The 25,113-nt window shown below is 70.2% G+C and carries 21 protein-coding genes and 1 pseudogene; 9 read left to right on the plus strand and 13 right to left on the minus strand.

Annotated features, from left to right (window positions below; translation table 11 throughout):
- Positions 1-182 precede the first annotated feature (182 nt).
- The 3 genes from ACGFJ7_RS21525 to ACGFJ7_RS21535 form a co-directional block, all read right to left on the minus strand.
- Positions 183-1,415: a hypothetical protein gene (locus ACGFJ7_RS21525; RefSeq protein ID WP_392643351.1), complete on the minus strand. Its 1,233-nt coding sequence runs from the start codon at positions 1,413-1,415 to the stop codon at positions 183-185.
- A gap of 107 nt (positions 1,416-1,522) precedes the next feature.
- Complete coding sequence (locus ACGFJ7_RS21530; protein WP_392643352.1) at positions 1,523-1,696, minus strand: hypothetical protein; 174 nt, start codon at positions 1,694-1,696, stop codon at positions 1,523-1,525.
- Positions 1,697-1,861: 165 nt separating this feature from the next.
- The gene (locus ACGFJ7_RS21535) at positions 1,862-2,323 is read right to left on the minus strand and encodes a GNAT family N-acetyltransferase (RefSeq protein ID WP_360256268.1); all 462 of its coding nucleotides are present in this window, start codon (positions 2,321-2,323) and stop codon (positions 1,862-1,864) included.
- Between the two features lie 43 nt (positions 2,324-2,366).
- Here ACGFJ7_RS21535 and ACGFJ7_RS21540 point away from each other — a divergent pair, with 43 nt between their 5' ends.
- The 3 genes and pseudogenes from ACGFJ7_RS21540 (at position 2,367) to ACGFJ7_RS21550 (ending at position 4,016) form a co-directional block, all read left to right on the plus strand.
- Complete coding sequence (locus tag ACGFJ7_RS21540) at positions 2,367-2,915, plus strand: EF-hand domain-containing protein (RefSeq protein WP_392643353.1); 549 nt, start codon at positions 2,367-2,369, stop codon at positions 2,913-2,915.
- Positions 2,916-3,153: 238 nt separating this feature from the next.
- A pseudogene (locus tag ACGFJ7_RS21545) lies at positions 3,154-3,425 on the plus strand (methyltransferase).
- Positions 3,426-3,647: 222 nt separating this feature from the next.
- A complete protein-coding gene (locus tag ACGFJ7_RS21550) occupies positions 3,648-4,016 on the plus strand; it encodes a nuclear transport factor 2 family protein (RefSeq protein WP_392643355.1) in 369 nt (122 codons plus the stop codon).
- Between the two features lie 6 nt (positions 4,017-4,022).
- Here the strand turns inward: ACGFJ7_RS21550 and ACGFJ7_RS21555 are convergent, their stop codons facing one another.
- The 3 genes from ACGFJ7_RS21555 to ACGFJ7_RS21565 are packed head-to-tail and all read right to left on the minus strand — an operon-like array spanning position 4,023 to position 6,250.
- Complete coding sequence (locus ACGFJ7_RS21555; RefSeq protein WP_392643356.1) at positions 4,023-5,114, minus strand: Gfo/Idh/MocA family protein; 1,092 nt, start codon at positions 5,112-5,114, stop codon at positions 4,023-4,025.
- Positions 5,084-5,785, minus strand: a complete 702-nt coding sequence (locus tag ACGFJ7_RS21560) for a ThuA domain-containing protein (protein ID WP_392643358.1) — start codon at positions 5,783-5,785, stop codon at positions 5,084-5,086. Before ACGFJ7_RS21560 ends, ACGFJ7_RS21555 begins: the two co-directional genes overlap by 31 nt.
- Positions 5,786-5,788: 3 nt before the next feature.
- Positions 5,789-6,250 carry a MarR family transcriptional regulator gene (locus ACGFJ7_RS21565; protein WP_360256279.1) on the minus strand — a complete coding sequence of 154 codons (462 nt, stop codon included), beginning with the start codon at positions 6,248-6,250 and terminating at the stop codon, positions 5,789-5,791.
- Between the two features lie 59 nt (positions 6,251-6,309).
- Between ACGFJ7_RS21565 and ACGFJ7_RS21570 the strand changes: the two genes are divergently transcribed.
- Positions 6,310-7,389, plus strand: a complete 1,080-nt coding sequence (locus tag ACGFJ7_RS21570) for a polyprenyl synthetase family protein (protein ID WP_392643360.1) — start codon at positions 6,310-6,312, stop codon at positions 7,387-7,389.
- 6 nt (positions 7,390-7,395) lie between these two features.
- On the opposite strand, the gene ACGFJ7_RS21575 is transcribed toward ACGFJ7_RS21570, so the two are convergent.
- Genes ACGFJ7_RS21575 through ACGFJ7_RS21595 form a run of 5 tightly spaced genes read right to left on the minus strand, consistent with a single transcriptional unit; the run spans position 7,396 to position 13,634 of the window.
- Positions 7,396-8,211 (minus strand): carbohydrate ABC transporter permease, encoded by an 816-nt coding sequence (locus ACGFJ7_RS21575; RefSeq protein WP_360256283.1) that lies wholly within the window; start codon positions 8,209-8,211, stop codon positions 7,396-7,398.
- A 2-nt stretch (positions 8,212-8,213) separates the two neighbouring features.
- Positions 8,214-9,185 (minus strand): sugar ABC transporter permease, encoded by a 972-nt coding sequence (locus tag ACGFJ7_RS21580; RefSeq protein ID WP_360256285.1) that lies wholly within the window; start codon positions 9,183-9,185, stop codon positions 8,214-8,216.
- Positions 9,186-9,190: 5 nt separating this feature from the next.
- Complete coding sequence (locus ACGFJ7_RS21585; protein WP_360256287.1) at positions 9,191-10,477, minus strand: extracellular solute-binding protein; 1,287 nt, start codon at positions 10,475-10,477, stop codon at positions 9,191-9,193.
- A gap of 12 nt (positions 10,478-10,489) precedes the next feature.
- Positions 10,490-12,166, minus strand: coding sequence for a glycoside hydrolase family 43 protein (locus tag ACGFJ7_RS21590; protein WP_392643362.1), 1,677 nt, complete (start codon positions 12,164-12,166; stop codon positions 10,490-10,492).
- A gap of 1 nt (position 12,167) precedes the next feature.
- Positions 12,168-13,634 carry an endo-1,4-beta-xylanase gene (locus ACGFJ7_RS21595; protein ID WP_392643363.1) on the minus strand — a complete coding sequence of 489 codons (1,467 nt, stop codon included), beginning with the start codon at positions 13,632-13,634 and terminating at the stop codon, positions 12,168-12,170.
- A gap of 284 nt (positions 13,635-13,918) precedes the next feature.
- Between ACGFJ7_RS21595 and ACGFJ7_RS21600 the strand changes: the two genes are divergently transcribed.
- Positions 13,919-15,499: a sigma-70 family RNA polymerase sigma factor gene (locus ACGFJ7_RS21600; RefSeq protein ID WP_392643365.1), complete on the plus strand. Its 1,581-nt coding sequence runs from the start codon at positions 13,919-13,921 to the stop codon at positions 15,497-15,499.
- A gap of 27 nt (positions 15,500-15,526) precedes the next feature.
- On the opposite strand, the gene ACGFJ7_RS21605 is transcribed toward ACGFJ7_RS21600, so the two are convergent.
- Both ACGFJ7_RS21605 and ACGFJ7_RS21610 read right to left on the minus strand, forming a co-directional pair.
- Complete coding sequence (locus ACGFJ7_RS21605; RefSeq protein ID WP_360256618.1) at positions 15,527-16,960, minus strand: non-reducing end alpha-L-arabinofuranosidase family hydrolase; 1,434 nt, start codon at positions 16,958-16,960, stop codon at positions 15,527-15,529.
- Positions 16,961-17,031: 71 nt separating this feature from the next.
- Positions 17,032-19,062, minus strand: coding sequence for an RICIN domain-containing protein (locus tag ACGFJ7_RS21610; protein ID WP_392643367.1), 2,031 nt, complete (start codon positions 19,060-19,062; stop codon positions 17,032-17,034).
- A gap of 204 nt (positions 19,063-19,266) precedes the next feature.
- Between ACGFJ7_RS21610 and ACGFJ7_RS21615 the strand changes: the two genes are divergently transcribed.
- The 4 genes from ACGFJ7_RS21615 (at position 19,267) to ACGFJ7_RS21630 (ending at position 25,080) form a co-directional block, all read left to right on the plus strand.
- The gene (locus ACGFJ7_RS21615) at positions 19,267-20,892 is read left to right on the plus strand and encodes a glycoside hydrolase family 27 protein (RefSeq protein WP_392643369.1); all 1,626 of its coding nucleotides are present in this window, start codon (positions 19,267-19,269) and stop codon (positions 20,890-20,892) included.
- 146 nt (positions 20,893-21,038) lie between these two features.
- Positions 21,039-22,412 (plus strand): endo-1,4-beta-xylanase, encoded by a 1,374-nt coding sequence (locus ACGFJ7_RS21620; protein ID WP_392643371.1) that lies wholly within the window; start codon positions 21,039-21,041, stop codon positions 22,410-22,412.
- A 74-nt stretch (positions 22,413-22,486) separates the two neighbouring features.
- Positions 22,487-23,728, plus strand: a complete 1,242-nt coding sequence (locus ACGFJ7_RS21625) for a cellulose binding domain-containing protein (protein ID WP_392643373.1) — start codon at positions 22,487-22,489, stop codon at positions 23,726-23,728.
- Entirely contained in the window at positions 23,725-25,080 is a 1,356-nt protein-coding gene (locus ACGFJ7_RS21630) for a glycoside hydrolase family 43 protein (protein ID WP_392643375.1), read from the plus strand. The genes ACGFJ7_RS21625 and ACGFJ7_RS21630 overlap by 4 nt, the downstream gene beginning before the upstream one ends.
- Positions 25,081-25,113: the final 33 nt, after the last annotated feature.

Raw genomic sequence — 25,113 nt, forward strand, 5'->3', positions numbered from 1 at the left:
TTTCGCCGAGCTGAGCCGGTGTGGAGGTCGCCTGAAGGCGAGTGGCGCGACGCGGCTCCGGCCGAACGGTATTCCGCGAAGGCTATGGGGTGAGGCCCTGGGACACTGGCCACACCGGCTCCCTGTGCAACCGGCCGGCGACCGCCGGTACTCCCGGGCGGGCGGTGACGCCGGTCACCGCCTCAGTGGTGGGACCGGAGCCAGGCGCGGATGTCGGTGACGACCTGGCGGTCCGGGTCGCCGAACTCGGGGACGAACTTCGGGGTGATGTTCATGGTGTGCGCCATGCCCGGGTAGACGATGATCTTGTGGTCCTTGTTGCCGGCCGCGGCCACCGCGGCGTCGGCCGTCCGGGCCACCCGGGCCGGGGTCTGCAGGTCGTTCTCGCCGTTGAGCAGCAGCGTCGGCCCGGTGAACCGGGGCAGGGCCTCGGTCACCGTCGGGAAGCGGGCGATGTCCTCGACGTAGTCCCGCAGCCCTTCCAGGCCCGGCACGTCCGGGTAGTTGTCGATGCCGGTGGCCTTACGCAGCACGGTGCCGGCCTCGGCGTCGATGGCGATCCGCCCGTCGCCGTTGGTGTCGGTGCTCGCCCGCACCTTACGGCCGTCGAGCAGGACCGGCCGGATCTGGGCGGCGACCTCGGTGGGCTGGCCGATCAGGCCGTCGGCCGCCTCGGTGGCGGTCAGGCTGCCGTCGGCGTCGACGTCGAACTCGTCGTGCAGCTGCAGCAACATCCGGCCGAACAGCTGCAGGGTCAGCAGTTCCTTGATGTCCTGCCCGACGACGCCCATCGCGATCACGCCGGCCGGCTTGGGAATGCCGTACGCCTTCGGGTCGGCGGCCAGGTTGGCGGCCACATTGGTGCCCTCGCTGTGCCCGAGCAGGAAGATCCGCGACGGGTCGACCTTCGGCGACGCGGCGCCGAAGCGGATCGCCGACGCGGCGTCCCGCTGGATCTGGGCGTACGGGTTCTTCGGGTTGAGCTGGGCCGGGTCGGTGCTCTCGACCGGGCCGACCCCGGTCACGCCCCGCTTGTTGAACCGCAGCGTGGCGAAACCCTCCCGGGACGCGGCCTGGGCCAGCGGTACGAAGGTCGCGCCCTTGCCCTCCGGCAGCGTCTGGTTCATGTCGTTGTGCCCGCTGCCGTGCAGCATGACGACCAGCGGCAGCCGGCCGCGGGCGCCCCGCGGATAGGTGAGCTCGGCCTGGGTGACCCAGCCCTTACCGAAGTCGATGCGCACCTGCTCACGAACGATCCCGGCCCAGCCCACCGGCTGCGCGGCGGCGGCGAGGGCCGGGCCGGCGGCCGGCTCGGCGTGCGCGACTCCCACACTGCCGGCCAGAACGGCGGCGGCGGTCAGCGCAACCGCCAGCCGGCGGCGGTTCTTCGTCTTTGACGTAGCGGAAGTAGTCATAGCGGAAACGCTATTTTCCGCGGGCCCCGACATCGATCCGGCCAGCTACCCGATCTCGGGTACAGCAGGCTGTACCTCAGCCTTGAACCGCTCCGCAACCGTGGCAGCTACATGCGCCCGCGGCGCCGGGCCAGCGGGATGCCTACCGCGAAAACGGCCACGCACGCCATCCCGATGCCAAGCATCAAAGGCGCATCCGGATCACCCGCGACAGCGTCCCTGATTCCCCAGCCCAACACGAGGATGCCGAGGATCGGCCCCGTTACGGCCAGCATCCGCATCGTTCGTTTGCTGTACGGCCCTGGACCATCCCTCTCCATTGGACATCATCCCCTTCCACTCGCGATCATCGATTCCCGATAGTCGCGCGCTGAAACTCGGCGCACGTCCCTCGACACCTCTGCGCGCCGGCGCCCAGCCACCGAGCCCTAAGCCTTGCGCGCGGTCTATCGGACGTAGTGCCGCAACCGCACCGCCTCCCCGCGCGGACCAGTCCAATCAGCAGTCGTCGTACGCGTGTACCGCCACCCCGTGCCCTCGTAGAACGCGACCGCGGCCGAGTCCGGCTTGTCCACGACGTTGAGGATGAGCCGGCCGCCGGCCCAGATGCTCACGTGGTCGAGCATGGCGCCGGCGACACCCAGGCGCCGGGCCGCGGGCGCCACGAACAACCGCGTGACCTCCCGGCCGTTCTGGACGGCCACGTGCCCGACGATGAGACCAGGCATGCTCTCGGCCACCCACGACTGGTCGAACTCTCCCCGGTCCAGCCAGGCTCTCGGATCCGAGGGCCACTTCGCCGGATAGCCGTTGGCCAGTCGCACCTGACGCAGAACGTCCACGCACCGGTCGAGGTCCTCCGGCCGCCGATCCCGGATGGTGAGGGGCCACACAGCTACATCAGTCACTCCAACATAATGGAGCAAACCAATCATGTGGAGGCCGGGCAACATGACCGATGGCGCTGATCCGCTCGCCGTGAAGCTGGGGCATCTGTTCAAGGCGAGCGACACCGACGGGGACGGATTCGTCGACTGGAGCGACTATGAGCGCCTGATCGGCCGCTACCTGAACGGATACGGCATCCCGGCGGAGGACCGCCGGGCGCACGCGCTGCGGGCCGCCTACCAGACGTACTGGTCGGAGCTGCTGCGGCACGTGAACGGCGTCGACCGGCTGTCCCAGGAGCAGTTCGTGGCCGCGAACCGCGCCGCGGGTGCCGACCGGAGCCAGTTCGCCATGGCCGAGGTGGTCCCGCAGGCGATCTTCGACGTGATGGACACCGACGCGGACGACGCCATCAGCAAGCCGGAGTACAAGGTGTTCCTGGAGGCGTGGGGGGTGTCGGACCTCGAGGCGCTGAACGTCTTCCTCGAGTTGGACACCGACGACGACGGCCGGATCAGCCGCGGCGAATTCATCGGCGCCATCCGGGATTTCTTCACGTCACCCGAGCTCGACTCCCCGGCCAGCCTCTTCTTCGGCCACATCGAACGCTAGATCGCCGAACCTCGGCAACGGAGGTGACGCGACCACCGAGCAGGCCGATGGCGCCGCGGCCGGGCCGAACTGGCCGAGCGATGCTCCGTTCCCGAGCGCAGCGCCCGCGCGATGGCCGACCTGCTGGCCGACGCGGGCTTGCTGGTGCGCGACGGCGGCCGTCGCGCTGGTCACCGCCGAGACCGTCGCCGACCTGGCCCGCGGCTACGACTTAGGCCCGCGCCGGCGGCTGCTCGACGTGGGCGGCGGCTACGGCACGTTCGTCAAGCCGATCCTCACCGCGTACCCCGATCTCAGCGCCACCCTGGTCGATCTGCCCGAGGTGGCGTCGGCGGCCGCCTCACCGCCGTGGGGCAGGACATCTTCGCCGCGCCGCTGCCCGGCGGGCATGACGCCGTCCTGGTCGCCAACGTGGTGCACCTGTTTCCGCCCGAGCGGATCGCCGAGCTGTTCCGCCGGGCACGCGCGGCTGTCGGCCCCGGCGGGCGCCTGCTGCTGGTCGACTGGTGACGCACCGACGTGGCACCGCACCCGTCGGCGCGGCGACCTGTACCAGGTGGACGAGGTCGCCGACTGGCTCAGCGCCACGGGTTGGCAGTTCGCCGGCCTGCGCGAGCTGCCACCGCCCGCCGGCCTCATCGTGGCCGCCCCGGCCTGACGTCGTGGTTCGACGCCGCCAAGCCGGCCCGCCGATGTGCGGCCTTGCCCGGTGACCCATCTATCGTGCTCGACATGGTGGATGCACGGGGACTGATCGAGCGCTTCAACGCCGCTTGGGAGCTCGGCGACCTGGCGGCGGTGTCAGCGCTGCTCGCCGACGACGTGATGTACTGCCCGAACGCCTGGGACGGGCCGGCCGGCGCCGTTCACGGCCGGGACGAAGTCAGCAAGGTGTTCGCTGAGCAGCTCGGTCCCGGCGAGGGGCCGGTCCTCGGGCCGGTCTGGGCGGCCGGGGATCGAGTGGTCTGCGAGTGGCGGTGGCCCCCGGCCGACGACGGCACGGTTCTGTGCGGGCTCGACGTCTATCGAGTGCGCGATGGCCGGATCGCCGCGAAGGACGTGTACGGCAAGATCACTGTGGGCCGGGCGACGTCCCGATAGGGCGGCTCAGGCCCGCCACGTCTCCGGTGCGGTCAGTGGCACGGGTTCGGGGCGCTGGGCGGTGGTGGTGAGATCGACGCGACGGCCCCGCTCGGCCGAGTCGAGCAGGGATGTCATCGCGTCGAGGATGTGCAGGGCGAGGTCGCCGCCGGCTCGGGGCAAGCCGGTGGTGAGCATGTCGAGCAGGCCGATGCCTCGGGCCGCGCCGGCGTAACCGGCCGACGGGCTGAGCGTGCGCCAGTCGCCGGCGCCCAGCTCGAAGAGGCGGACCTCGCCGTCGAAGTGGTTGGGGTCGGGGACGGCCAGGGAGCCGGTCTCGCCGTGGACCTCGATGGGTGCGGCCGTGGTCCGGACCGCGTCGAAGCTCGTGGTGATGGTCGACAGGGCGCCGCCGGCGTGGTGCAGGACGCCGGTCACGTGGGTGTCGACCGCCACTTCGATCCGCTCGCCGGCGCGTGGGCCCGAGCCGATCATCCGGGTGTCGCGCAGCCGGGAGGCGGCGCCGGTCACCGCCACGATCGGGCCGAGCATGTGGACCAGGGCCGAGAGGTAGTAGGGGCCCATGTCGAGCAGCGGGCCGCCGCCGGGCCGGTAGTAGAAGTCGGGGTTCGGGTGCCAGCGCTCGTGGCCGGGCGTCGCCATCACGGCCACCGCCGACAGCGGGCGGCCGATCATCCCGGCGTCCACGGCGGCCCGCGCGGTCTGCACTCCTGTGCCGAGCACCGTGTCGGGGGCACAGCCCACCGCCACGCCGGCGGCGGCCGCCCGGTCGAGCACCGAGCGGGCGGCCGGCAGATCGGCGGCGAGCGGCTTCTCGCCGTACACCTGCTTGCGGTGACCGATGGCACCCAGCGCGACCGAGGCGTGCGCGGCGGGCGTCGTGAGGTTGAGGACCGTGTCGACGTGCTCGTCCCGCAGCAGTTGCCCGACCTCCAGGGCCCGGCATCCGTCGAGGCCGTCGGCGACCGACGCGGCCCGCGCGGTGTCGAGGTCGGCGACCGCGGCGATCCGTACGGCCGGATGCCCGGCCAGTGTCGACAGGTACGCCCCGGAGATGTACCCGGTGCCTACGATGCCGACGCGGTGCGGGCGGCCCACAGCATTCCCCTCTCGACGATGGTGCGCACGTTCTCGTCCCGCAGCACGTCGGGGCTGTGGCCGGGCGTGCTGACCACGACCCGGCCGTCGCCCCACTGCCGGGTCCAGACGGCCGGGGAGACGATGGGCCGGCGCCACGGATGCCACGGCCGGACCGGATGGGTGGTGGTGGCGAGCACGTCGTTCAGGTCGTCGTGCAGCACCCAGTACTGCTCGGTGGTGAGCTCGAAGTCGCCGAGCCCGGCCGTGATCGGGTGTTCCCGGCCCAGCGCGGTGAGCTCGATGCGGTGGGGCAGGAAGTTGTCGGTCTCGTCGCCGCCGCGGGCGCCGGGTTCCTTGCCCGGATGGGTGGCGAACTGGCCGCCGACCAGTTGCAGGTAGTCGGACGAGGCCCGGAACGAGTCGGCGATGCCGCCGTGCCAGCCGGTGAACCCGGTGCCGGCCGCGACGGCCGCCCGTAGCCCGGCGACCTCGTCGCGTTCGATGGACGACATGGTGACGCACTGCACGATCAGGTCGGTCTCGGCCATCACCGGCGCGTCAGCGTAGACGGCCGTCGTGTCGCAGACCCGGACCTCGAAACCGCTGGACGCGAGGAACGGCAGGAAGAGCTCGGTGGCCGCGACCGGCTGGTGCCCTTCCCATCCGCCGCGAACCACCAAAGCTCTCATTCATCAACGACTATCAGATTCGGCGTAGTCGTGCATAGCCGCGGCGACCTCGTGCAGGAATCCGGTCGCGGCGGCCGCCTGTTCGGGGGTGAGCCGGGCGGCCGCCTCCTCGATCCGGTTCAGCAGCGGGGTCAGCGCGTCGAGGACTTCGGCGTACGCGTGGCCGGTCGCGACCACGGTCTGCCGGCGCCGGTCGGACGGGTGGGGGACCCGGCGCGCGTGCCCGGCCGCGTCCAGCCGGTCGACGACGGTGGTGGCCGAGGCCGAACGAATGCCGAGGCGCTGCCCGAGCTCGGTCGGCCCGAGCCCGTCGGGGCTGCTCAGCAGGTGGTCGAGGGCCACGGCGTCGGTGATGCCGACACCGAGCCGGCGGGCCAGGCTGTGTGACGCCTCACCGTTGGCCTGCAGAACCTCGCGGACCGCGCGGGCCAGCGCGCTGCGGAGCGGCTGTGGGGGCGTGGTCACGCCGACATCATACGGCTATCATGTAGCGAGAATTTCTAACTACTTGTATAACGAGAATCATGACAAGTGAGATAGGCGCGCAGCTGGACCTGGCTTCGCGCGTGCAGCGGGAGGTCGACGACTTCCTGACGGCGCAGGCGACGATCCTGGCCGACGTCAGCGCCGACTGTGCCCCGATCGTGCGCTATCTCACCGGCTTCCTGAACGGCGGCAAGCGGCTGCGGGCCGCCTTCTGTTACTGGGCCTGGCGGGCCGCCGGCGGCGCCGACGGGCCGGGCATCGTCCGCGCGTCCGCGGCGCTCGAGTTCTTCCAGGCCGCGGCCCTGATCCACGACGACGTCATGGACGCCTCGGAGACCCGCCGGGGCGCCCCGGCCATCCACCGCCGGTTCGCCGCCCTGCATCACGAGCACGGCTGGCGCGGCGACGCCGGCCGCTTCGGCGAGTCGGCGGCCGTCCTCGCCGGCGACCTGTGCCTGGCCTGGAGCGACGAGCTCTACACGGACAGCGGCCTGAACCCGCTCACGCTGGCCCGGGGACGCACGGTCTTCAACAGCATGCGTACGCAGGTGATGGGCGGCCAATATCTCGACCTGCTGGAGCAGGCGATCGCCGGCGGCCGGCGGGAGGGCGCCCTGGAACGGGCCCACCGGGTCGTGCGGTACAAGAGCGCGAAATACACGGTCGAGCACCCGCTGCTGCTCGGCGCCCGGCTGGCCGGGGCCGGCGACGAGCTGCTGGGCCGCCTGTCCGCGTACGGCCTGCCCCTGGGCGAGGCGTTCCAGCTGCGCGACGACATCCTGGGCGTGTTCGGCGACCCGGCCCGCACCGGCAAGCCGGCCGGGGACGACCTGCGCGAGGGCAAGCGCACGGTCCTGATCGCGCTGGCCCTCGAGCGCGCCGGTGGGCCGCGCCGAGCCCAGGCCGACGCGCTCCTCGGCGCGCCCGCCCTCGACGACGCGGGCCTCGACACGCTGCGCGGGATCATCGTGGACACGGGAGCGCTCGGCGCCGTCGAGGGCATGATCGCCGATCGGCTGGAGCGGTCCCTGGCCGCCCTGGCCGCCGCGCCGATCGACGAGGCGAGCCGATCGGTGCTGACCGGCCTGGCCCGGGCGGCCACCGATCGGGTCTCCTGACCCCGGTCAGCCCTTGACGGCGCCGGTCAGGCCGCCGACGATGCGGCGTTCGAAGAGGCTGAAGAACACCAGGGCCGGAATCATCGACAGGGACGTGAAGGCGAGCACCTTCGCGGTGTCGACCGAGTACACCGAGGAGAACGCCTGCACGCCCAGCGGCAGGGTGAAGGTGTCCTGGTCGTTGAGGATGAACAGCGGCAGCAGGTAGCTGTTCCAGCTGCCGATGAAGGCCAGGATCCCGGTGGTGATCAGGCCCGGCACCGAGAGCGGGAGCACCATCCGCCAGAAGAACCCGAGCCGGCCGCACCGGTCGATGGCCGCGGCCTCCTCGATCTCCTGGGGTATCGCCCGCAGGAACGGGACCAGGATGATGATCGTGGTGGGCAGGCCGAAGGCGATCTGCGGGAGGATGACGCCGGGCAGGGTGTTCACCAGGCCCAGGTTCTTCACCAGGATGTACAGCGGCGTGATGGCCACGGTGGCCGGGAACATCAGGCCCGCCGCGAACAGGGCGTACATCGCACCCCGGCCGCGGAACCGGTAGCGGGCCAGGACGTAGCTGGCCATGACGCCCAGCGTGACCACGCCGACGGTGGTGACCACGGCCACGATGGTCGAGTTGCCGACCTGGCGCCAGAAGGTGTCGCTGGTCAGCACTCCGGTGTAGTTGCCGAGCTCCCAGGGGTCGGGCAGGCCCGCCGGGTCGACGGTGATCTGCGAGTTGGTGCGGAAGCCGCCGAGGATGATGTACACGACCGGGCCGAGCATGAGACCGATCAGCGCGAGCGCCGCGGCGTAGACGGCCAGGTTGCGGTTGCTCATGGCTACCGCCCTCCGGTGAGCGCGCCCTCGGTGTCGCGGCGCAGGACGAAACGCTGGTACACCAGCGCGATGACCATGGAGATGATGAAGAGCACGACCGCCACCGCGTTGCCGTAGCCGTAGTTGCCGGCGTTGCGGCCCTCGGTGACCATGTAGGTCGCCATCGTCGAGGTGCCGGCGGTGGAGGCCACGTACTGGCCCCAGATGATGTAGACGAGATCGAAGAGCTGCAGAGCGCCGATGATCGACAGGAACGCCCAGATCCGGATCGTCGGGCCGAGCAGGGGCAGCGTGATGTGCCGCTGGACCTGCCAGTAGGACGCGCCGTCGACGGCGGCCGCCTCGGCCAGCTCACCCGGGATGTTCTGCATGCCGGCCAGGAACAGGATCACCGCGAACCCGACGTACTTCCAGGTCAGGATCATCATCAGCGTCCAGATGGCCAGACCCGGGTTCGCCAGCCAGTCCGCGGCCAGCCCGCCCAGGCCGATCGACTTCAGGACGTCGTTCACCGCGCCGTTGGTCTGCAGCAGCAGCGCCCAGGCGGTGCCGACGATGACCTCGGCGATGACGTACGGGACGAAGATGAGCACCCGGATCGCCGACCGGCCGCGGATCCGCTGGTTGAGCAGCAGGGCGAGGCCGAGAGCGATCGGGCCCTGCAGGACCAGCGACAGGACGACGATCTGCCCGTTGTGCCACAGCGCCTCGTGGAACGCGCTGTCCTGCAGGATGGTCCGGTAGTTGTCGAGGCCGACGAAGTCGGTGGGCCGCCCGAAGCCCTTCCAGCGGTAGAAGCCGTAGTAGGCGGCCATCAGGACCGGGAAGATCACGAAGCCGGTGAACATCAGGATCGCCGGGCCGGACAGGGCCACGATCTCCAGCCGCTGGGCCCAGCCGATACCGCGCCGGCGGGGCCGGACCGGCGGCGGCGCCTGCACGCCACCACCGGCCCGTACCTCGGTGACCGTCACGCTGCTCAGCCCTTCTTGGCCGCGTCGTTGACGGCCTGGATGATGCCGGCGACGTCGCCCTTGCCGGCGAGCAGGTTCACCACCCCGATGTTCAGGGCGTTGCCGACGTTCTGGCCGTACACCGTGTCGAGCCACTGCGACACGTACGGCGCCTTGTTGTAGGCCTCGAGGACCGCCTTGAGGTAGTCCTCGGTGACGGCGCCCTGAGCCTGCTTGCTGACCGGGATCGAGTTGAAGGCCTTGTAGTAGCCCTCCTGGACGTCCTTGGTGAGGATGTAGTTGAGGAAGTCGGCACACTCCTTCGGCGCCTTCGCCGAGCAGGAGTAGCCGTCCGCGCCGCCCATGATCGCGCTCGGGTCGCCCTGGCCGCCGGAGACCGCCGGGAACGGGAAGAAGCCGAGATCGGGCAGGGGCTTGGCGTCCTTGGTGAGGGAGGCGATGACCCCCGGGTCCCAGGAACCCATCAGTTCCATGCCGGCCTTGTGGTTGGCCACCAGGCCGGCCGAGCTGCCCGCGCCCTGCTGGGCCGAGGTGGTCAGGAAACCGTCGTTGAAGGGTTTGCTGGCGGCGAAGGTCTCGAGGTCCTTGCCGGCCTTCGTCCAGCAGGGGTCGCCGAAGTTCTTGTCCTTGGCCGCGGCGTCGAGCGAGGCCTGGCTGCAGGCGCGCAGGGCGAAGAAGTAGTACCAGTGCGCGGCCGGCCAGGCGTCCTTGCCGCCGAGCGCGATCGGCGTCCCGTTCGCCTTGAGCTTGCCGGCGACGGTGTTCAGCTCCTCCAGCGTGGTCGGCGGCGCGGTGATGCCGGCCTTCTGGAACAGGTCTTTGCTGTACCAGAAACCGCCGGGAAGAATGGACACCGGGATGGCGTACGACTTGCCCTCGACCTGCCCGGTCTTGAGCGCGGCGTCGCCCACGGCCTGCTTCGTCTCGGCGGTGATGTCGCCGGTGATGTCCTTGAGCTGGCCCGCCTCGACCATCGCGGCCATCTTCCCGCCGCCGCGCTGCAGGAAGATGTCCGGCGCGGAGCCGGAGTTCAGCGAGGTCTGCAGTTTGCCGTCCAGGTCCTCGTTCTGGACCGACTGGATCTTGATTTTGACGTTGGGGTGGGCGTTCTGGAAGTCGGCCACCGTCTTGTCCCAGAAGGCCTTACCGGGACCGGTCGTGGCGTTGTGCCAGAACTGCATCGTGACGTCGCCGCCCGAGTCCGAGCCGTCGTCGTCACCTCCGCAGGCGGCCAGGCCGGCGGCGCTCAGGGCGAGCACGGCCGCCACAGTGAGAATCCTTTTAGCTGCCAAGGCGATCACCTTTCATGTGTCGGGTTCGGTGCGGTACACAGCGCGGTCGAAGTCGGCGTACGCGCCCTCGGCGCCCAGGTCCTGGACCCAGAGCCCGACCATGGCGCCGGTGAATCCCCAGGCCTCGGGCTCGCCGGGCACGATGGTGGCGGCGTACTCGTCGGACAGCGTGGTGGCGTCGAAGCAGAGGCCGAGGTCGCGCCAGCCGTTCCCGGTGTCCGGGGCCGTCGTGTAGGCGAAGGTCAGGGCCGGCCCGTCCAGGCGCAGGCGCAGGCCCACCCGCCGCACGCCGTCGAGCGGGGCCGAAGCGCCCGGCACGACCGTCACGCGCCCGCTGTCGCAGCGGAGCACCCCGAGCACGGGCGTGCCGTCGTCCGTGGCGGTCAGGTGCAGGTAGTACCAGTTGCGGGAGTTGTAGTACGCCGTGACACCGGCCAGCTGGCGGGTGTTGCCGGGCGCGAACTCGCCGATCGCCTCGAACGTGCACCGCTGGGCCGTCACCCGGCGGGCGACCAGGCTCGGCTGGTGCCGTCCCATCGGGGAGCGGCCGCCCCGGATCCGCAGGTGTGACGGCCGGGCCGTCAGGTCGATCCAGTCGGCGGTGGCCGGGCGGCGCAGGGTCGACCAGTTGGGGCCGAGCGCCGGGGCGTCGAAGTGGTCGTCCTCGAACTGTTCGGAGGAGGGCGGCCGCGTGGTCGCCGCCGTGCCGGCGGGGGCCGGGGTCCGCTCGGCCGGCACGCCGTCGCGGACGCGGGGCCACGCGCCGGCCGGCCATTCCACCTTGGTCAGGGCGGTCTCGCGGCCCAGGACGCAGCGGCCGTACGGCGTGTAGGGCCGCGCGACGAGGTGGGCCAGGTACCACTCGCCGGACGGGGTCTCCACGAGGCTGCCGTGGCCGGCTTTCTGCAGGGTCAGCTCCGGGCGCCCGGCCGAGGTCAGCAGGGGACCGGCCGGGTCCACCTCGTACTCGCCGAACAGCTGCCGGGACCGGGCGACGGTGACCTGGTGGGCCCAGCTGGTGCCGCCCTCGGCGGTGACCAGGTAGTACCAGCCGTCCCGGCGGTAGACGAGGGGCGCCTCGGTCAGCCCGGCGCCGGTGCCGGTGAAAATCAGCCGGGCCGGTCCGGTCAGGCGGCGCTCGTGATGGTCGTACCGCTGGATCTCGATGCCGGCGAAGCGGTTGTGGCCGGGCCGCCAGTCGGCCCGCATGGAGAGCATCCAGGTGGTGCCGTCCTCGTCGTGGAACAGCGACGCGTCGAACCCCCGGCCGTGCAGGACGACCGGGTCGGACCACGGGCCGGTGATGCTGGGCGCGGTCACCAGATAGTTCTGCGGGTCCCAGTACCCGCCGGCGAACGTCGCCACGTCGGTGTAGAGCAGGTGGAACAGGCCATTGGCGTACGTCAGGTTGGGCGCCCAGATGCCGCACGAGTCCGCGGCGCCGGTGAGGTCGAGCAGCCGCCGCTCGGTCAGCACCCCGCCGAGCGGCTCCCAGTGGACGAGGTCGGTCGAGTGGTGCACCCGGACGCCCGGGTACCACTCGAACGTCGACGTGGCGATGTAGTAGTCGGAACCGACCCGGAGGATGGACGGGTCGGGGTGGAACCCGGGCAGCACCGGGTTCCGGATCACTTGGTGGTCCGCGCTGCCGCCACCGGAGGTGGCGGCAGCGGACTTGGCAATCGTCATGTCAGCTCAGCGCGAACCGCTGGTTGGCCTGACCGTTGCAGTCGTAGATCTGGACCTGCTGGCCGTTGCCGGTGCCCCACACGTCCAGGCAGCGTCCGGACTGGACGCCGGTGATGGTGCCGTTGGAGTTGACGTTCCACTGTTGGTTGGCCTGGCCGTTGCAGCTGTAGATCTGTACGGCCGAGCCGTTGCCGGAGCCGGCGGCGTCGAGGCAGCGGGATCCGTACACGGTCAGTTGTTTGCTCGAGGTGAGCGTCCAGGTCTGGTTGGCCTGGCCGTTGCAGTCGTAGAGCTGTACCCGGGTGCCGTTGTTCTGCGAGGAGCCCGGCACGTCGAGGCATCGGCCCGACTGCGCGCCGACGATCCGGTTGGACCCGGTGGGCGGGGGCGTCGTGGTGGGCGGAGTGGTGGGCGGCGTCGTGGTGGGCGGGGTCGTCGGCCCGGCCGAGTTGAGCGCGTTGAGCACCGAGGTGTACGCGGCCTTCTTGTTGCCGTTGCTGTCGAACAGCAGCGGGCTCTCGTTGGAGCGCCAGGAGTCGCTGTCGCGGACGCCCCAGACGGTGATGCCGATGCAGCGGGGGACGTTGAGGCAGGCCTGGGTGAGCCCGGCGTACTGCGACGTGGAGGAGTTGGTGACGTCGACCTCGGTCAGTGCCACGTCCACGCCCAGCGCCGCGAAGCTCGACAGGGTGGTCTGGAAGTTGCCCGGTAGCGAGCTGCCGCCGGTGAAGTGGGTCTGCAGGCCGACGCAGTCGATGGGCACGCCGCGGGACTTGAAGTCGCGGATCATGTTGTAGACGCCCTGCGTCTTGCCGTAGGACCAGTTCTCGATGTTGTAGTCGTTGTAGCAGAGCTTGACCGACGGGTCGGCGGTGCGGGCGGCGCGGAAGGCTGCCTCGATCCAGTCGTTGCCGGTGGCTTGCAGGTTGGACTGGCGGCGGCTGCCGTCCTCGTTGAAGGCCTCGTTGACGACGTCCCAGGCGGCGAGTTTGCCCTTGTAGTGGGCCATCACGCCGTTGATGTGGTCGATCATCGCCTGGCGCAGGCCGCTGCCGCTGAGCCCGCCCCACCAGCTGGGCTGCTGGGCGTGCCAGGCCAGGGTGTGGCCGCGGACCTTCAGGCCGCGCTGGGTGGCCCAGTTGTAGATCTGGTCGCCGGCGCTGAAGTTGAACTGGCCGCGCTGGGGCTCGGTCGCGTCCGGCTTCATCTCGTTCTCAGCCGTGATCATGTTGAACTCACGACCGGCGATGGTGGAGTAGGTCGAGTTGCTGAGGCGGCTCGCCGCGATGGCCGTGCCGAAGTACCGGCCGGACTGCGCGGCCGCGGCGCCCAGGGTGCTTTCCGCCGCGTTGGCGTTCGGCATCACCATCACCACGCCCGCGGCCGTGACGGCACCGACGGCGGCGCCGATGAGCAGCCGGATCCGGGGCGATCGGCGCCGGTGGGGGACTGGGGGACTGGCGGTCACAGTGGCTCCTTCCAGGAAACGAAGAACCTCGATGTCGGGTCATGCTGACATGGGAAACGCCGCGGAAACAATAGTTTCCGGAAGTCTTCCGGAAGTTGATCCGCAGCTTGAAACGTTCTACCTGGGCGTATGCGCCATTATTCTGCTGACCGGTGCCGACAGTGGCTCTTGGCGGCATGGCGAGGCCCGAAAGTTTCGGATGCTGCGACCAATGAAGAGGAGATCGGATAACACCTTTCCGCTCGGTTTCTTTCCCGGGCCGAGCGGCATAGGGTGTCGTCGCTATGGATCTGACGAGTGCGAATGTGGCCGAGCTCGTCACCGCCGCCCGCAACGGTGACAGCCGGGCTCTGCAACGGCTGATCGCCGATCATCTGCCGCTGGTCTACAACCTCGTCAGCGCGGCGATGGAGGACCCGGCGGAGGTCGACGACGTCGTGCAGGACACGATGCTGCGGGCCGTGCGCGAGCTGCCGGGGCTGCGCACCCCGGGAAGTTTCCGGGCCTGGCTGGCGGTGATCGCGGTCCGTCAGGTCGGCACCCATCGGCAGCAGCGGCTGGCCGCCGGCCGCCGGATCCGGCCGCTCGAGGAGGCCGCCGGCCAGGCGGACCCGCAGGCGGAGCTCGAAGAGGTGACCGCGCTTCGCAGCCGCCTCAGTGGACAGCGGCGCCAGGTCGCCGAGGCGACGCGATGGCTGGACCCCGACGATCAGCGGCTGCTGTCGCTGTGGTGGCAGGAGGTCGCCGGCCGGCTGACCCGGGCCGAGCTCGCCGAGGCGGCCGGGATCACCGTCGCCCACGCGGGCGTCCGCGTGCAGCGCACCCGGGAACAGCTCGACCTGGCGCGGGCCGTCGTGGCGGCGCTCGCGGCGCGGCCGCTCTGCTCCCGCCTGGCCGCGGAGACGGCCGACTGGGACGGGCGGCCGAGCCCGCTCTGGCGCAAGCGCATCGCCCGGCACGTCCGCGGCTGCCGCACCTGCACGGCGGCCACCGAGGGCCTGTTGCCGGCCGACAAGTTGCTGGAGAACCTGCCGGCCCTCGTGGTACCGGCCGGCCTGGCGCACGCCGTCCTGGGCCCGATCAGCGCCGGCGCCGGAGCAGCGGCCACCGGAGCAGCGGCCACCGGAGCGGCGGCTGCCGGGGCTACGGCTGCCGGGGCTACGGCTGCCGGAGCGGTGACGGCGTCGGTGACCGGGGCGGCGGGGGCGTCGGCGGTCGCGGGGAAGGTGATCGCCGGGATCGTCGCCGGTGTCGCCGCCGTGGCCGTCACCGTTCCGCTGGTTCGGCCCGACGATCCCGCGCCCGGACCGGGCGGCCCGGGGGTGATCGCCGCGCCGGCACCCACCACCTCGCCGGCGCGCTTCAGCACCCCGGCCCCCACACCCAGCCGTACCACCCAGCGCCCGTCGGCGCCGCCCACGGCCGTGCCCTTGGGCGCGCTCTCCCTCGAATGGGCCGGCGGCGGCTATCTCAGCCTGGGCGTGAACACCGACGCGGTGGCCGTCGCGGCCGTCGACCGCGGTAGCGGCGCCGAGAACCGCCGCCGCGCCACCTTCACCGCCGTCACCGGCCTGGCCGATCCACGCTGCTTCTCGTTCCGCGCCGGTGACGGCCGCTACCTGCGGCACTACGAGCTGCGCGGGTACGTCGCCCCGCTCGACGACAGCCAGATCTTCCGCGAGGACGCCACGTACTGCCCCCTGCCCGGCCCGGTCGCGGGCTCGGTGGCTCTGCAATCGTTCAACTATCGCGAATTCCGCCTGCGGTGGACGGGCTCGGTGTTCGGCATCGGCTACCTCAAGGACACCGCCGAATTCCGCACCGCAAGCTCGTTCTTCGTGCGTCCCGCCCTGGCCACCGGATGACGGCGGACAGGGCGGGACGGGAAACGGTCAGCGCTGGCGGGTCAGCAGGCCCGGCCGGTACGGCAGCAGGCCGTAGTCGCCGCCCGAGCTGGGGGAGCGGCCCTGGTAGAGCAGTTGCAGGTTGCACGGGTCGACGGTCATCGTCTGGTCGGCGCTGACCCGCACCAGCTCACCGTGGCTGATGTCGTTGGTCCAGGTGGCGCCGCTGTTGGCCTTGCCCGCGAACGGGTTGCTCTCGGTCGCGGCGTTCGGCGTCCACGAGCCGTTCAGGCTGGTGGCGGTGAACGAGCGGAAGTAGCGGCCGTTCGCGCCGATCGCCTCGACGATCATGAGGTACTGGTTCTGGCCCTGGACCTTGTAGACCTGCGGGGCCTCGAACAGGTTGTTCGTCGAGTCGCTCATGATCGTGGTGTACGAGGAGCCGAAGTTGCCGGGGAAGTTCCCGATCGGCATCGACGCCCGGTAGATCTTGCCGTTGTCGCCGGCGAAGAAGAGGTACATGTTCTGGCCGTCGGCGATCAGGGTCTGGTCGATCGGGCCGGTGCCGGAGCCGGTGATGCTGCCGGTGAACAGGGTCTGCGCCGCCGACCAGCCGTTGGGGTTGGTGGGGTCACTGGACGTGCGGTACGAGAAGGCGCTGCCACCCCACTGGTAGGCGAGGACCCAGATGCTCTTCGGGGCGAAGTAGAACAGCGTGGGCGCCACGGTGGCCGACGACATCGCGTTCTGCGACGCCGAGCCCATGTCGGACCAGTTGGTGAAGAGCCCGAAGTTCATCGAGCCCCACGACGATCCCGTGTCGTGCGTGGTCGCGTACACCAGCTGCCGTCCGTTGTAGGGGACGGTGGTGAAGTCCTTCAGCGACACCCAGCCCGACCGCGGCTGGGCCAGCGCGCCGGTCGAGGTCCAGCGGTACGACGAGGGCAGCGTGCACGATCCGGTCGGCGGCGGGGTGGTCGGGTTCGAGGCGCCGACCCGGGCCAGCTGCCACTGCTGGTTGGTGCCGTTCCAGTCGGCGTACTGGACGATGTTGCCGCCGTCGGCGGTGGAGGCGCCCTGCACCTCGAGGGCCTTGCCGCTGTTGCGGTTGATCAGCTGGATGTACCCGTCGATGTCCTGGACGCTGAACTGCTGGTTGGTGGTGTTGTTGTCGGTCCACTGGACGATCGAGCCGCCGTCGGCGGTGGAGAAGTTGTAGACGTCGAGCACCTTGCCCGACAGCCGCGACTTGAGCCGGTAGTTGCCACCGCCCGAGTCGACGAACTGCCACTGCTGCTGGTTGCCGTCGTTGCGCGTCCACTGGGTGATCCGGGCGCCGTCGTTGGTGGCCAGGTTGTAGACGTCCAGGGCCTTACCGCTGTTGCGGTTGACCAGCACGTACCAGGCGGTGGTGTCGATCGTCGCCGCCGAGGCGGGTGCGGCGTTCACCACGGCCAGCAGGCCACCGGCGAGCGCGGTCATGGCGGCTGTGCACACGGCCAGCCATCGGGATTTTCTCACGTGGATTCCTTAGGGGGTGGGGAAACGGGGACTCACGGTGCCGTCAGGTCGAACCGGTTCACGGTGACGGCGCCGCCGAGGGCTCTCGTGGCGTAGTTGAACAGGCCGAACCGGTAGCCCATGAAGAACTGCCAGTCGTTGTTCATCACGAACGCCGGCCCGAGCGGGGTGAAGGTGCTGCCGTTCGTGCTGTACGAGAACGTCGCCGTACGGCCGGATCCGGGCTGGATGTTCGCGGTGACCCGCAGCCAGATCGTGCCGCCGGAGACGGTGGCGCCGGCGGCTTCCGTGCCGGTGCCGGTCGTGGTCCATCCGCTGGTGGACATGCTCAGGCCGTTCGTCATCGAGACCCGGGTGACGCCGTTGTCCTTGCGGACGCCGATCCACGCCGACTGGTCGCGCAGCATGGCCAGCCCGGCCCGGTCGCCGTCGGCCATCGACGCGTAGTTCAGCTGGATCGTGGCCGTCGAGGTGGGGCCCTGGATCCGGTGGGTCAGCGTGTTCCGGGCGTTGTAGAGGTCGTTCGTGACGGTCGCGGTGGACAGGCGCAGCCCGTTGCCGACGGCGAACTTCGACGTGTCGGGGTTGTGGTTCCACTCCCAGCGGTGCGACAGCGCCGCATCGGTGAACGTGTCCGGCCCGATCATCGACTGTACGGTCTTGGTCGTGCTGATGGCCGGCTTCGGGTACGTGGCGCCCCAGCGGCCGTTGACGGTCTGCAACACCGGCCAGCCGTCACCACTCCAGCTGATCGGGGCCAGCGTCGGCATCCGGCCGCCCGGGTAGGCGTCGGTGAACGCCATGTACCACCAGTCGCCGTTCTGGGTCTGCACGAGGCCGCCCTGGTGCGGGACACCGCCACCGGAGATCGGGCCGGGCAGGTTCAGAAGGACCTGGCGTTGCTCGTACGGACCCCACGGGCTGGTCGAGCGCAGCACGTACTGCCCGTTGGCCGGGCGGGTCAGCCAGATGTAGTAGTAGTTGCCCCGCTTGTACATCCGGGAGCCCTCGAGCGTGCCGATGCTCGACGGCGTCTGGTAGACGGTCTGCGACCGCACCTCGGAACTCAGGTCGGCCGAGAGCTGGGCGACGCTGATGGTGCCGTTGCCGTAGGCGACGTACGGGGTCGCGCCGTCGAACAGCAGGCCGGCGTCGTAGTAGCACTTGTTGATCCGGGCCCGCTTGTTCCAGCCGCTGCCGATCGTCGCCGAGGTGTAGACGTAGGTGCGGTTGAACTCGGTGCACCCCAGCCAGTAATAGGTCGAGTCGCTCGGCCGGTAGTTGAAGGCGGAGGCCCAGATCCCTTTGACGTACGCCCGTGAGCCGTTCAGGTCGTAGGCGGCCGAGTCGAAGTCGAGCCGGGGTACCGAGTGACCCGCGTACTCCCAGTTGACCAGGTCGTAGGAGCGCAGGATGGGCGCGCCCGGCGAGTAGTGCATGGTCGAGGCGGAGTAGTAGTACGCGTCGCCGACCCGGATGATGTCCCCGTCGGCGAAGTCCTGCCAGACCACCGGGTTGGTGAAGGTGCCGGTCGCCGGGGGCGGCGTCGTGCCGATGGGGACGAGCTGCCACTGCTGGTTGGTGCCGTTCCAGTCGGCGTACTGGACGATGTTGCCGCCGTCGGCGGTGGAGGCGCCCTGCACTTCGAGGGCCTTGCCGCTGTTGCGGTTGATCAGCTGGATGTACCCGTCGATGTCCTGGACGCTGAACTGCTGGTTGGCCGCGTTGTTGTCGGTCCACTGCACGACCGCGGCGCCGTCCGCGGTGGAGCCGCCGCTGACGTCCAGGACCTTGCCGGACAGCCGCGATTTGAGGCGGTAGTAGCCGTTGCCGGAGTCGGTGAACTGCCACTGCTGCTGGTTGCCGTCGTTGCGCGCCCATTGGGTGATCCGGGCGCCGTCGTTGGTGGCCAGGTTGTAGACGTCCAGGGCCTTACCGCTGTTGCGGTTGACCAGCACGTACCAGGTGTTCGTGTCGATGGTGGCGGCCGACGCGGCCGGTGCGGCCAGCACGAGTCCGGCCAGCAGGGCCGCGGCGATCAGCCACCGCAGGGTGAGCCGCATGGATCCTCCAGGGCAAGTGAACGTTAACATCGCGTACGCGCATGGGGCCTGGCATTCGATTTCATCGATGTTGCTACGGCGTTACGCAGCTTCGCAACGGCGACTAAAGGGGGAGGACGCGCATAACACTTATTGCCGCTTGTTTCGCCAGATAGCGCGTGGCAGCCTCTGCTGTTAACGTTCTCATCACGAAGGGCGACAGCCATGAAACGTCTGCGGGCCGCGCTGGTGACCGGATTGCTGATCGGGGCCCTGGCGGCCGTCCCGTCGTCGGCCGCCCAGGCGCACGACAACGGTGTGGGCCGCACCCCGCCGATGGGCTGGAACAGCTGGAACACGTTCGGCTGCTCGATCAGCGAGTCGCTGATCCGCGGCATGGCCGACAGCATGGTCAGCACCGGCATGCGCGACGCCGGCTACCAGTACGTGGTGGTCGACGACTGCTGGATGAACCCGAACCGCGACTCGAGCGGCAACCTGCAGGCCGATCCGGGCCGCTTCCCCAGCGGCATGAAGGCGCTCGGCGACTACATCCACGGCAAGGGCCTGAAGTTCGGCATCTATCAGGCCCCGCTGGACAAGACGTGCGCGCAGTACTTCGGCTCCTACCCGGGCGCCACCGGCAGCCAGGGTCACGAGACCCAGGACGCCCGCCAGTTCGCCGCCTGGGGCGTGGATTATCTGAAGTACGACTGGTGCTCGCCCACCGGCACCATCGACCAGCAGGTCACCACGTTCGCCAGGATGCGCGACGCGCTGGCCGCCACCGGCCGGCCGATCCTGTACAGCATCAACTCCAACAGCATCCACTCCAAGACCGGGCCGCAGCGCGACTGGGGCGACGTGGCGAACATCTGGCGCACCACCGAGGACATCCAGCTGGTGTGGAAGACCGACCAGCTGAACGGTTACCCGATGGGCGTGCAGAACATCATCGACGTCAACGTGCCACTGGCCGGCTACGCCGAGCCGGGCGGCTTCAACGACCCCGACATGATGGAGGTCGGCCGGGGCACGCTGACCGACACCGAGCAGCGTTCGCACTTCGCCATGTGGGCGATGATGGCCGCTCCGCTGATCGCCGGCAACGACCTCCGGTCCATGTCCGGCGCGACCCAGACGATCCTGAAGAACCCCCGGCTCATCGCCATCAACCAGGACACCCTCGGCCGCCAGGGGGTGCAGGTCGCGGGCGACGCCAACCAGCGGGTGCTGGCCAAGCGGCTGGCCGGCGACGACATCGCGGTGGCCCTGTTCAACCAGTCGGGCTCGACCCGGACGATCACCACCACGGCCGCCGCGATCGGCAAGACCGGATCGTCGTTCACCCTCACCGACGCTTGGACCGGCGCCACGACGACCACCGGCGGCACGATCAGCGCCAGCGTGCCCGCGCACGGCACCGCCGTCTACCGGGTGAGCGGCGGCACCACCGGCAACCCGCCCGTGCCGACGGCGACCGCCCTGGTCAGCGCGTCCTCCGGCCGCTGCCTGGACGTGCCGAACAGCAACACCGCCAACGGGACCCAGCCGGTCATCTGGGACTGCAACCGGAACGCGAACCAGCAGTGGACCGTGTCCGGCTCGTCCCTGCGCGCGCTCGGCAAGTGCCTGGACGCCCCGGCCGGGGCCACGGCCGGGGCCAAGGTCCAGTTGTGGGACTGCAACGGCGGCGCCAACCAGCAGTGGACCTTCAACGCCGACGGCACGATCCGCGGCAACCAGTCCGGGCTGTGCCTCGACGTCGACCACAACCTCACCGCCAACGGCACGCTCACGCTGCTGTGGACCTGCACCGCGGCGGTCAACCAGCGGTGGTCGCGCTCGTGAGGTGAGCGCCTTTCAGAATGCGCCAGAAATCGTTGGCGAAAAACTGTTATGAATCATCATGACAAAGACCAACTTGAATGTATGGGAGCGCTCCCGTACCGTTTTTCCATCCCCGGAACATTCCCCACAGAAAGGTATCCGTGCTCATGTCCCTCCCCCGACATGGCCGGTCGGCGCTGCTCGCAGCCGCGGCTACGGGCGTCGTCCTCGCGGCGAGCGTCGCCGTCATCGGCACCGCTGACGCGGCCTCCACGCTGGGCGCCTCGGCCGCGCAGAGCGGCCGCTACTACGGCGCGGCCATCGCGGCCGGCCGGCTCGGCGACGCCACGTACACCCGGATCCTGACCACCGAATTCAACTCGGTCACGCCCGAGAACGAGATGAAGTGGGACGCCACCGAACCGTCACAGGGCCGGTTCACTTACACCAACGGCGACCGCATCCTCAACCAGGGCATCGCGATGGGCGCCAAGGTTCGCGGCCACGCCCTGCTCTGGCACCAGCAGCAGCCGGGGTGGGCGCAGTCGCTGTCCGGCTCGGCGCTGCGCACCGCCGCCATCAACCACGTCACCCAGGTCGCCACCCACTACAAGGGCAAGATCTACGCCTGGGACGTGGTGAACGAGGCCTTCGCCGACGGTGGCAGCGGCGCCCGGCGCGACTCCAACCTGCAGCGCACCGGCAACGACTGGATCGAGGCCGCCTTCCGGGCCGCCCGCGCGGCCGACCCGGCCGCCAAGCTCTGCTACAACGACTACAACACCGACGGCGTCAACGCGAAGAGCACCGGCGTCTACAACATGGTCCGCGACTTCAAGTCCCGCGGCGTGCCCATCGACTGCGTCGGCTTCCAGTCCCACCTGGGCACCGGCCTGCCGGGCGACTACCAGTCCAACCTCCAGCGTTTCGCCGACCTCGGCGTCGACGTGCAGATCACCGAGCTCGACGTGGCCCAGGGCGGCAATCAGGCCAATGTGTACGCCGGGGTCACCCGCGCCTGCATGGCCGTGTCCCGGTGCACGGGCATCACGGTCTGGGGCATCCGGGACAGCGACTCGTGGCGCACCGGCGAGAACCCGCTGCTGTTCGACAACTCCGGCAACAAGAAGGCGGCGTACACCTCGGTCCTGAACGCCCTCAACGCCGGCGGCACCACCAACCCGCCCACGTCCCCGCCGACCTCCCCGCCGACCTCCCCGCCCACCTCACCCCCGACCTCGCCGCCCACCGGCGCCTGCGCCGCCACGGTGTCGCTGAACTCCTGGAACGGCGGCTACGTGGCCACGGTGCGGGTCACGGCCGGGGCGGCGGCGATCTCGGGCTGGACGGTCAGCCTGTCCCTGCCGTCCGGCAGCGCGATCACCGGCGTCTGGAGCGCCACCAACACCGGCAGCGCCGGCGCCGTGAGCTTCCGCAACGTCGCCTACAACGGTCAGGTCCCGGCCGGCGGCGCCACCGAGTTCGGTTTCCAGGGAACCGGCGCCGGTCCCACCGCCACTCCCACCTGCGCGGCCGGCTAGCCGGCTGTCCTCTCCGTGCTCTCCGGCCGGGCTCCCCTCGGCCGGAGAGCCGTCCCCCGAAAAGAGGAACCGCGATGTCGATGAGAAAACTCGCCGGTGGGGTGCTGGCCACCCTGCTGGCCACGGCCGCGACGCTGGCGGTCGTGACGGCGGCCCCGGCCGGCGCCGCCGTCACCGCCGGCTGCGGGAAGGCGCCCACCCTGACCAGCGGCACCCGCACCATCTCCAGCGGCGGCCAGAACCGCTCGTACATCCTGCGGGTGCCGGACAACTACGACCGCAACAAGCCGTACAAACTGATCTTCGCCTTTCACTGGCTGAACGGAACCGCGGGCAACGTGGCCGGCGGTGGCTACTACGGTCTGCAGGGTCAGTCGAACAATTCGGCGATCCTGGTCGCCCCGCAGGGCATCGACAACGGCTGGGCCAACACCGGTAACCGCGACCTCACCCTGGTCGACAACCTGGTCTCGCTGATCCAGGGTGACCTGTGCGTCGACACCACCCAGCTCTTCGCGCTGGGCTGGAGTTACGGCGGCTCGATGAGCTACGCCGTCGCCTGCGCCCGGCCGGCCGTCTTCCGGGCGGTCGCGGTCCTGTCCGGAGCCAACCTGAGCGGCTGCTCCCCGGGCACCCAGCCGGTCGCCTACTTCGGCATCCACGGCACCCACGACAGCGTGCTGAACATCTCGCTCGGCCGATCCATCCGCGACACCTTCGTCCGCAACAACGGCTGCACGGCGCAGAATCCGCCGGAACCGGCCCGGGGCAGCCTGACCCACATCACGACCACGTACGCCGGCTGTCGCGCCGGCTATCCGGTCCGGTGGGCCGCGTTCGACGGCGACCACACCCCGGAACCCGTCGACGGAAGCACCTCGACGAGCGGCGCCCTGACGTGGGTGGGCGGCGAGGTCTGGCGGTTCTTCTCGCAGTTGACCAGCACCACGCCCAGCTCCCCGGCCACCCCCACCCCGACCACGCCGACCCCGACCACGCCCGCTCCGCCGCTTCCCGGCGCCTGCACCGCCACCTATCGCATCACCGGTCAATGGCAGGGCGGCTTCCAGGCCGAGGTCGCCGTGACGGCCGGCGCCACCGCGCTGACCGGATGGCGGGTCCGCTGGGCCTTCGCCGACGGCCAGACCATCACCCAGAGCTGGGGCGGCCGCGTCACGTCGAGCGGCAGCGCGCAGACCGTCACCAACGAGACCTGGAACGGCACCCTCGCCGCGGGCGCGTCGGCCACCTTCGGCTTCCTCGGCACCGCCAACGGCGCCAACACCGTGCCCACGACCACCTGCGAGCCGGCATGAGACGCCGCCTGCTCGCCGCGCTCCTGACGGCGCTGACCGTCCTCGGCCTCGTGCCGGGGACGGCCCGGGCCGACAACCCGATCGTGCAGACCATCTACACCGCCGACCCGGCCCCGCTGGTGCACAACGGCCGCGTCTACCTCTACACCGGCCACGACGAGGACAACTCGACGTGGTTCACGATGAAGGAGTGGCGGGTCTACTCGACCGCCGACATGGTCAACTGGACCGACCACGGCTCGCCGCTGAACCTGGCCAGTTTCAGCTGGGCCAGCGCCAACGCGTGGGCCGGGCAGACCATCTACCGCAACGGCAAGTTCTACTGGTACGTGCCGATGACCGTGCGCGCCACCGGGCAGATGGGCATCGGCGTGGCCGTCTCGTCCAGCCCCACCGGCCCGTTCACCGACGCCATCGGGCGCCCGCTGGTCAGCAACGGCCAGATCGACCCCACGGTGTTCGTGGACGACGACGGGCAGGCGTACCTGTACTGGGGCAACCCCGACCTCTGGTACGTCAAGCTCAACGCGGACATGACCTCGTACGCGGGAAGCCCCACGAAGATTCCGCTGACCACGGCCGGCTTCGGCACGCGGACCGGCGACGCCACCCGGCCCACCCTGTTCGAGGAAGGCCCGTGGGTCTACAAACGCAACGGCCTGTACTACCTGGTCTTCGCCGCGAAATGCTGCTCGGAGTTCATCGCCTACTCCACCGCGCCCGGGCCGACCGGACCGTGGACCTACCGCGGCACGATCATGCCGACACAGGGGAGCAGCTTCACCAACCACGCCGGGGTCGTCGACTTCAACGGCGCGTCGTACTTCTTCTATCACAACGGCGCGCTGCCCGGCGGCGGCGGTTTCACCCGCTCGGTGGCGGTCGAGAGGTTCGCCTACCGCTCCGACGGCACCATCCCGACGATCACCATGACGACGGCCGGAGTGCCCCAGGTCGGCACCCTCGACCCGTACATCCGGCAGGAGGCCGAAACCGTGGCCTGGGCCTCCGGCGTCGAGACAGAACGCGCCTCGGAGGGCGGCATGAACGTCGGCTTCATCGAGAACGGTGACTACCTGAAGGTGAAGGGCGTCGCGTTCGGCAACGGCGCCCGGTCCTTCACCGCCCGAACCGCCTCGGCCACGAGCGGCGGAAGGGTGGAGTTGCGCCTCGACAGCCCGACCGGCGCCCTGGCCGGCACCTGCACGGCCCCCGGCACCGGCGGCTGGCAGACCTGGACGTCGGTGACCTGCCCGGTCAGCGGCGCCACCGGCACACACGACCTGTACCTGCGCTTCACCGGCGGCACCGGCTACCTGCTGAACCTGAACTGGTGGCAGTTCACCACGTAGGACCGCTGCGGTAGACGCAGGTCACAGCGGCAT

The sequence above is a fragment of the Actinoplanes sp. NPDC048988 genome (assembly GCF_043197815.1).
GTDB lineage: Bacteria > Actinomycetota > Actinomycetes > Mycobacteriales > Micromonosporaceae > Actinoplanes.

What these genes read in the sequence shown, in the direction of transcription:
- ACGFJ7_RS21525 (WP_392643351.1), bottom strand. Translation starts at nt 1,415, where the DNA reads ATGACTACTTCCGCTACGTCAAAGACGAAGAACCGCCGCCGGCTGGCG.
- ACGFJ7_RS21530 (WP_392643352.1), bottom strand. Translation starts at nt 1,696, where the DNA reads ATGCGGATGCTGGCCGTAACGGGGCCGATCCTCGGCATCCTCGTGTTG.
- ACGFJ7_RS21540 (WP_392643353.1), top strand. Translation starts at nt 2,367, where the DNA reads ATGACCGATGGCGCTGATCCGCTCGCCGTGAAGCTGGGGCATCTGTTC.
- ACGFJ7_RS21550 (WP_392643355.1), top strand. Translation starts at nt 3,648, where the DNA reads ATGGTGGATGCACGGGGACTGATCGAGCGCTTCAACGCCGCTTGGGAG.
- ACGFJ7_RS21560 (WP_392643358.1), bottom strand. Translation starts at nt 5,785, where the DNA reads ATGAGAGCTTTGGTGGTTCGCGGCGGATGGGAAGGGCACCAGCCGGTC.
- ACGFJ7_RS21570 (WP_392643360.1), top strand. Translation starts at nt 6,310, where the DNA reads ATGACAAGTGAGATAGGCGCGCAGCTGGACCTGGCTTCGCGCGTGCAG.
- ACGFJ7_RS21575 (WP_360256283.1), bottom strand. Translation starts at nt 8,211, where the DNA reads ATGAGCAACCGCAACCTGGCCGTCTACGCCGCGGCGCTCGCGCTGATC.
- ACGFJ7_RS21590 (WP_392643362.1), bottom strand. Translation starts at nt 12,166, where the DNA reads ATGACGATTGCCAAGTCCGCTGCCGCCACCTCCGGTGGCGGCAGCGCG.
- ACGFJ7_RS21600 (WP_392643365.1), top strand. Translation starts at nt 13,919, where the DNA reads ATGGATCTGACGAGTGCGAATGTGGCCGAGCTCGTCACCGCCGCCCGC.
- ACGFJ7_RS21605 (WP_360256618.1), bottom strand. Translation starts at nt 16,960, where the DNA reads ATGACCGCGCTCGCCGGTGGCCTGCTGGCCGTGGTGAACGCCGCACCC.
- ACGFJ7_RS21610 (WP_392643367.1), bottom strand. Translation starts at nt 19,062, where the DNA reads ATGCGGCTCACCCTGCGGTGGCTGATCGCCGCGGCCCTGCTGGCCGGA.
- ACGFJ7_RS21615 (WP_392643369.1), top strand. Translation starts at nt 19,267, where the DNA reads ATGAAACGTCTGCGGGCCGCGCTGGTGACCGGATTGCTGATCGGGGCC.
- ACGFJ7_RS21620 (WP_392643371.1), top strand. Translation starts at nt 21,039, where the DNA reads ATGTCCCTCCCCCGACATGGCCGGTCGGCGCTGCTCGCAGCCGCGGCT.
- ACGFJ7_RS21625 (WP_392643373.1), top strand. Translation starts at nt 22,487, where the DNA reads ATGTCGATGAGAAAACTCGCCGGTGGGGTGCTGGCCACCCTGCTGGCC.
- ACGFJ7_RS21630 (WP_392643375.1), top strand. Translation starts at nt 23,725, where the DNA reads ATGAGACGCCGCCTGCTCGCCGCGCTCCTGACGGCGCTGACCGTCCTC.